This is a genomic window from Alcanivorax sp. REN37 (genome assembly GCF_041102775.1).
Lineage (GTDB): Bacteria > Pseudomonadota > Gammaproteobacteria > Pseudomonadales > Alcanivoracaceae > Isoalcanivorax > Isoalcanivorax beigongshangi.
This window is the reverse complement of sequence record NZ_JBGCUO010000007.1, coordinates 1-5459: the sequence shown is the minus strand read 5'-3', so window position 1 is coordinate 5459 and position 5459 is coordinate 1. Positions and strand designations below refer to the sequence as shown.

Below are 5459 nucleotides of genomic sequence, written 5' to 3'. Positions count from 1 at the left end.
GTCAAGGCTCAGGTAGTGCTGGAAATCACTGCGGTAATTACTCGGAAAGGTAAGCGGCGAGGCGGGCGGTTGGGCAATCGAAGGTATCGAAGGTAGGGCTGCGCTCAGCGGCCGAGCGCACGTCTGGCTTAAGCGGCGGAGCCGGGAGGTAAATGCCTTCAGCTTGTGGAGTCTGGCTGCATTGGGAACTTGCTGTATGACCGGTCTGGGGCCCCGGTGATGCTTGGCGCTGTACTTCCATCCGTTGCGGCGCGGTGTCCGTTGACCGATAAAAGCCTCTGTCTGCTTCTCCTTTCTGCGCCCATTCAATGCCCGAAACTTGTTCTGCATCTCTGTTCTAGGTCAGGGCAGAGCTTGTGTGGTCTCCTCCTTTTCTGGAATATCGAGACTCTGGAGCCGTCCGAGATACTCGGTTTGGGTTGTTGCGTGCATCGGTATCTCGACATGAGCGGCATTTATAACACTAAGAAAAGCAAAGGTAGCAGAGTATGCAGTCGCAACAAAAGCAATCGCCCAAATCCCCGATCCAGGCCTTTTTCCAGCGTGTTGCCGCAGCGCCAGAGGCGCTTGCCATGGTTCAGCCGGTTGGCGCCGGCGTGCTTCGTGAGTACCGCTGGCGTGAGATGGGTGATGAGGTTCGGCGGATGGCGACGCACCTGGTGTCACTGGACTTGCCGCCGAATTCGAAAGTCGCGTTGTTCTCAAAAAACTGCGCAGAGTGGATCATGGCTGACTGTGCGATTTGGATGGCGGGTCATGTCAGTGTGCCGCTCTATCCCACGCTGACGCCGGAGGCGGTCGCGCATATTCTCCACCACAGCGAATCGAAGGCGCTGTTTGTGGGCAAGCTTGATATTTGGGAGGAGGTCGCAGAGGCGATTCCGCAAGACTTGCCCTGCGTGGCGTTTAGCCTGGCGCCGGGCAGCGCTCGCAAGAAGTATCCGGTTTGGAGCGACATCGTCCGCGATCAGGAGCCGTTGGATGCCATCGTGCCGGTCCCCGCCGATGCCGTCGCCACCATCATTTATACCTCTGGTACGACTGGCATGCCGAAAGGGGTGATGCACAGCGTCAACAATCTGTCGGTCATGGGCGAGCGGGTACCGAAGGTGTACCAGCTGGTACCTGAAGATAGGATGCTGTCCTACTTGCCGTTGTCGCACGTAGCCGAGAGGGCCGCTCTTGAGTTGTCGATGTTATATGTGGGGCAAACCATTTATTTCGCCGACACTTTGGAAACCTTTGCAGAGGATATCCAGCGTGCACGGCCGACGCTGTTTTTCGGTGTGCCGCGGATCTGGACAAAGTTCTACCAGAAGGCCAGCGAAGCAGTGCCGCCGGCGAAATTAAAACGGTTGCTGCGCATACCGCTTTTGAGCGGGGTGGTGCGCCGTAAGGTGCTGAAAGCCATGGGCCTCGATCAGTGCCGCATAGCCCTCTCCGGTGCGTCAGCGCTATCTCCAGAAGTGATCCGCTGGTATGGCTCATTAGGGCTGGAAATTCTGGAGGTCTATGGCATGACCGAGAACATGGGCTGGTCCCACGCGACGCGGGTGGGCGAGCAGACCATCGGTTGGGTGGGGCGGCCGCATGACGGTGTGGAGCAGAAAATTGCGGACAATGGTGAGATCCTGGTGCGCTCAATCGCCACCATGCAGGGCTACTTCAAAGATGAGGTGCGTACCCGCGATGATCTCACTGAGGATGGTTGGCTGCGCACAGGTGATGTCGGCGAGATCGACGCCAAAGGCCGGCTGCGTATCACCGGGCGGGTGAAGGAAATCTTTAAGACCGAGAAGGGCAAGTATGTGGCGCCAGCGCCGATCGAGAACCTGCTGGTGTCCCATCCAGGCGTTGATCAGGCCTGTGTCATGGGGGTGGATCTGCCGCAGCCAGTCGCGTTGCTCTGCCTGGCGCCAGAGCTGCGCATGAAGCTGGCCGAGGCGGGCGAGCGCGATGCGTTTCTTGCCGACTTGGGCGCCTTGCGCAAGCGTGTCAACGAGCAGCTCGACCCCCATGAGCGGCTCGATGCGCTGGTGGTGGTGCGCGAGGAGTGGGCGGTGGAGAACAACCTGCTCACACCGACGCTCAAGCTTAAACGCAACGAGCTGGAGAAGCTGTATGATCAGCACCTGCCGTCGTGGGCGGCACAGAAGGGGGTGGTCTGGGCGAGTGCATGACTGATTTGACAGAGCATGATATGGCGGTCATCGAGCTACTCGCCGATGGCCGCTTTCATTCCGGGGAGGCGCTCGGCGCCGCCTTGGGGATCTCCCGCGCTGGAGTCTGGAAGCGCCTGCAAAAGTTGGAGGGCGTCGGCCTATGGCCGGAGTCGGTCCGTGGCAAGGGCTACCGCATTGCCGGTGGCCTGTCCCTGCTTCGTGAGACCGCAATCGCCGCGCAGTCCCCAGCTCTGCCGCCGATAGCGGTGCGCAACAGCACCGGTTCCACCAACCAAGATGCGCTGGATCAGCTGCAGCAGGGCAGGGCTGCGCCGTTTGTCTTGCTGGCTGAGTATCAGTCTGCAGGTCGGGGGCGACGCGGACGGGTGTGGAACTCGCCCTTTGGCGCTTGCCTGTATCTCACTGCTGCCGAGCCGTTCGAGCATGGTGCGGCTGCATTGGAAGGGCTCAGTCTTGCGGTGGGGGTAGCACTTGCCGACGCTTTGACTGGCTTGGGCGTACCCGAGGTGGGGCTGAAATGGCCAAATGACGTTTATCTTGGCGGCCGCAAGGCGGCGGGTATCTTGATCGAATTGGCCGGTGATCTGCTGGGCGATTGCGTGGCGGTGGTTGGCATCGGTCTCAATGTGCGGATGCCGGATGCCGCTATGAGTAATGTGGCTCAGCCTTGGACGGATCTGCATGCGGCGCTGGGCGCAGAAGTTGATCGTAACCTGCTGGCAGCACGTATACTCGCCGCTCTCCAGGGCGCGTTCGTGCGGTTTCGCGATGGCGGCTTTCCCGCCTTTGCCGCCGCTTGGGCGCAGTATGATGTATGCGCCGGGCGCGCGGTCAGGGTCGAATTGGGCGGGCGCGTTCTTGAAGGCATTGCAGCTGGGGTGGATCGAAGTGGGGCGCTGTGTGTGGAGATCGAAGGCACACGCCAATTATTTCATGGCGGAGAAGTGAGCCTGAGAATCGCATGAAGTTGTTTTTGGATATCGGCAATACCGCAATGAAATGGCGCTCGCGGGGTGTGACGGGTGTCGAAGGTGGCGGCTGGGCGCATGGCCGTGACTGGCAGCCATTGGTACAGCGCTTGGCTGAGCAGCTCGGTGGCGGCCAGGTTTCCGAACTGTGGGTGGCGTCGGTCGCTGGCTTGGAGGCCGACCAGGATCTGGCGCAAGTGCTCCAGCAAAGGTTGCTAGCCAGACCGCAGTTCTATTATTCCAGCGCAGCGGATGCCGGTGTGCGCAATGCTTATTCTGAGCCTGAGCGGCTTGGTGTGGACCGTTGGCTGGCCATGATCGAGGTTCATGGGCGTCATGGCGAGGCGGTGGTGATCGATTGCGGCAGTGCTATGACGGTGGATGCGGTGACCCGCGCAGGAGAGCACTTGGGTGGTTACATCGTGCCCGGCGTGCAGATGCTGCGCGACAGCCTGTTCAAGGGCACTGCCCGCGTGCGGGTTACCGAAAATGTGGCGCCGTCAGTACAGCTCGGGCGCAGCACCAGTGCCTGCGTCGAGCACGGGCTGCGCGCGATGAGTGTTGGTTTCGTTGAGTTCGCCATCGGCCGGTGCCGGGCGCAGTTGTCTGCGGAGTGTCCGGTATATTTGACTGGCGGCGATGCCGAGTGGCTGCGTGACAGCTTGCCTGGCGGACTGCTCCATGACCCCGATTTGGTGCTGGATGGTTTTGAGCGGGTGATCGCGGCCCGTAATGGGGAGGCGCCATGATCCGCTGGTTATGTTTTGTTTTGGTAGCAGTAAATCTCGCCTATTTGGGCTGGAACTTGTGGCGCCCAGCACCCGCAGCGATATCGATGGCTCAGCAGTCCACTACTGATCTGCCCACGCTGCGCTTGCTCACTGAAGCGCCAGAGTCGGTGGTGTCCGCGCCGGGAGATGCCGAGCCGCAAGCGCAGTGGTGCTGGGTGGCCGGCCCGTGGCCGGATGCGCAGCAGGCCCGCGGGTGGTGGCGGCAGGCGATGGCGGCGGACGCGGACGGCTGGTTGCAGTCGGTGAAGGTACGTAAAGAAGGGCTGCACTGGGTCTACCTGGCGGCGTCTGACACGCCTCGTGAGCAGGTGGTGGCGCAGCTGAAAGAGTTGCAGGCGCAGGGGGTCGATAGTTTTCTGGTCAGCGATGGCGACGACGCCGGCGCCATCTCATTTGGGTATTTCAGCAGCGAAGAGTCTGCTCGCGGGTTGGCCATGACGCTACGCAGCGCCGGTCATGCGGTGGAGATGAGACCGACCGTGCGCGAGCTAACCGAGTACTGGTATTTCTTGCCGGGTGATGCGGTGGGTGCTGGCCGACTACAGTTAGCGGCGGTGCCGCCGGTCCGGCTGTCGCGCGCCTCCTGTGGGGAAGATTGAGCCAATCGACGGAAGTGTTTGCCGGCAGCAGTCCGTTTCACTACAATGCGCGCCGCAATGCTGGCGTAGCTCAGTAGGTAGAGCAGCTGATTTGTAATCAGTAGGTCGGGGGTTCGATTCCTCTCGCCAGCTCCAGCTTGCTTCAGGGTTGCAGGGGGTGTTTCTCGGCCCGGCTGCAATTCCTTGAAAATAGGTTGAAAATAGGTTGAAAAGAGGTTGACAAACCTCGCCACCAAAAACAGAATGGTGGCCCTTTTTGGGAGGGGTTCCCGAGTGGCTAAAGGGATCAGACTGTAAATCTGACGCGCGAGCTTCGCTGGTTCGAATCCAGCCCCCTCCACCAATTACAGGTGATCGGCAAGGTAGCTGATCATGAAGAAGGTTGAGTTTGATGCTCCCTCTTCAAAAGTTGGCCAAGGTGTCCTAGGATGCCGGCCGCCCAGGCAGGGAAGTAGTGGCGGGATGCAGGAAGGTTGTTTTGAACACCTCCGTGTGCCGACCGATATGCCGGGCACTAGAGCAGGCGGGTGTAGTTCAATGGTAGAACCTTAGCCTTCCAAGCTAATGACGCGGGTTCGATTCCCGCCACCCGCTCCAGGTTTTAAAGTTTCTCCGCCTTCGCCGGCGGGATGAGTTAAGGCTCATGTAGCTCAGTAGGTAGAGCACTTCCTTGGTAAGGAAGAGGTCACCGGTTCGAATCCGGTCATGAGCTCCACAATGAACCGCCTCGAGGGGATCCTCGGGGCGGTTTTCATCTCGAAAGCGTGGTGGGTGTGGTGGTCACGAAGTCCAATGGGCGCGTGGTCCTCTTTGTGTTTTCCGGGCGATGCTTTAGCTGTTCGGGCAGGAATGCACAATCGAACTGATGAGGTAGAGAGTCGTGGCAAAGGCTAAATTTGAGCGTTCCAAACCGCACTT

The 5459-nt window shown here is 60.1% G+C and carries 4 protein-coding genes and 4 tRNA genes; all 8 read left to right on the top strand.

Annotation, left to right across the window (positions count from 1 at the left end; all coding sequences use genetic code 11):
* Positions 1–488 precede the first annotated feature (488 nt).
* The 8 genes from AB5I84_RS13750 (at position 489) to AB5I84_RS13715 (ending at position 5256) form a co-directional block, all read left to right on the top strand.
* Positions 489–2180, top strand: coding sequence for an AMP-binding protein (locus tag AB5I84_RS13750; RefSeq protein ID WP_369456485.1), 1692 nt, complete (start codon positions 489–491; stop codon positions 2178–2180).
* Complete coding sequence (gene birA / locus AB5I84_RS13745) at positions 2177–3148, top strand: bifunctional biotin--[acetyl-CoA-carboxylase] ligase/biotin operon repressor BirA (protein ID WP_369456484.1); 972 nt, start codon at positions 2177–2179, stop codon at positions 3146–3148. Before AB5I84_RS13750 ends, birA begins: the two co-directional genes overlap by 4 nt.
* Positions 3145–3900 carry a type III pantothenate kinase gene (locus AB5I84_RS13740; protein WP_369456483.1) on the top strand — a complete coding sequence of 252 codons (756 nt, stop codon included), beginning with the start codon at positions 3145–3147 and terminating at the stop codon, positions 3898–3900. Before birA ends, AB5I84_RS13740 begins: the two co-directional genes overlap by 4 nt.
* Positions 3901–3986: 86 nt before the next feature.
* On the top strand, positions 3987–4541 hold the full coding sequence (locus tag AB5I84_RS13735) for an SPOR domain-containing protein (protein ID WP_369456482.1): 555 nt from the start codon (positions 3987–3989) through the stop codon (positions 4539–4541).
* A 59-nt stretch (positions 4542–4600) separates the two neighbouring features.
* Positions 4601–4676: transfer RNA gene (locus tag AB5I84_RS13730), tRNA-Thr, on the top strand.
* 124 nt (positions 4677–4800) lie between these two features.
* Positions 4801–4884: transfer RNA gene (locus AB5I84_RS13725), tRNA-Tyr, on the top strand.
* A 180-nt stretch (positions 4885–5064) separates the two neighbouring features.
* Positions 5065–5138: transfer RNA gene (locus AB5I84_RS13720), tRNA-Gly, on the top strand.
* Between the two features lie 42 nt (positions 5139–5180).
* Positions 5181–5256 (top strand) — tRNA-Thr (locus AB5I84_RS13715).
* Positions 5257–5459 lie beyond the last annotated feature (203 nt).

Excerpts from the sequence above, each read along its gene's own strand:
- AB5I84_RS13750 (WP_369456485.1), top strand. The coding sequence starts at position 489 with ATGCAGTCGCAACAAAAGCAATCGCCCAAATCCCCGATCCAGGCCTTT.
- birA (WP_369456484.1), top strand. The coding sequence starts at position 2,177 with ATGACTGATTTGACAGAGCATGATATGGCGGTCATCGAGCTACTCGCC.
- AB5I84_RS13740 (WP_369456483.1), top strand. The coding sequence starts at position 3,145 with ATGAAGTTGTTTTTGGATATCGGCAATACCGCAATGAAATGGCGCTCG.
- AB5I84_RS13735 (WP_369456482.1), top strand. The coding sequence starts at position 3,987 with ATGGCTCAGCAGTCCACTACTGATCTGCCCACGCTGCGCTTGCTCACT.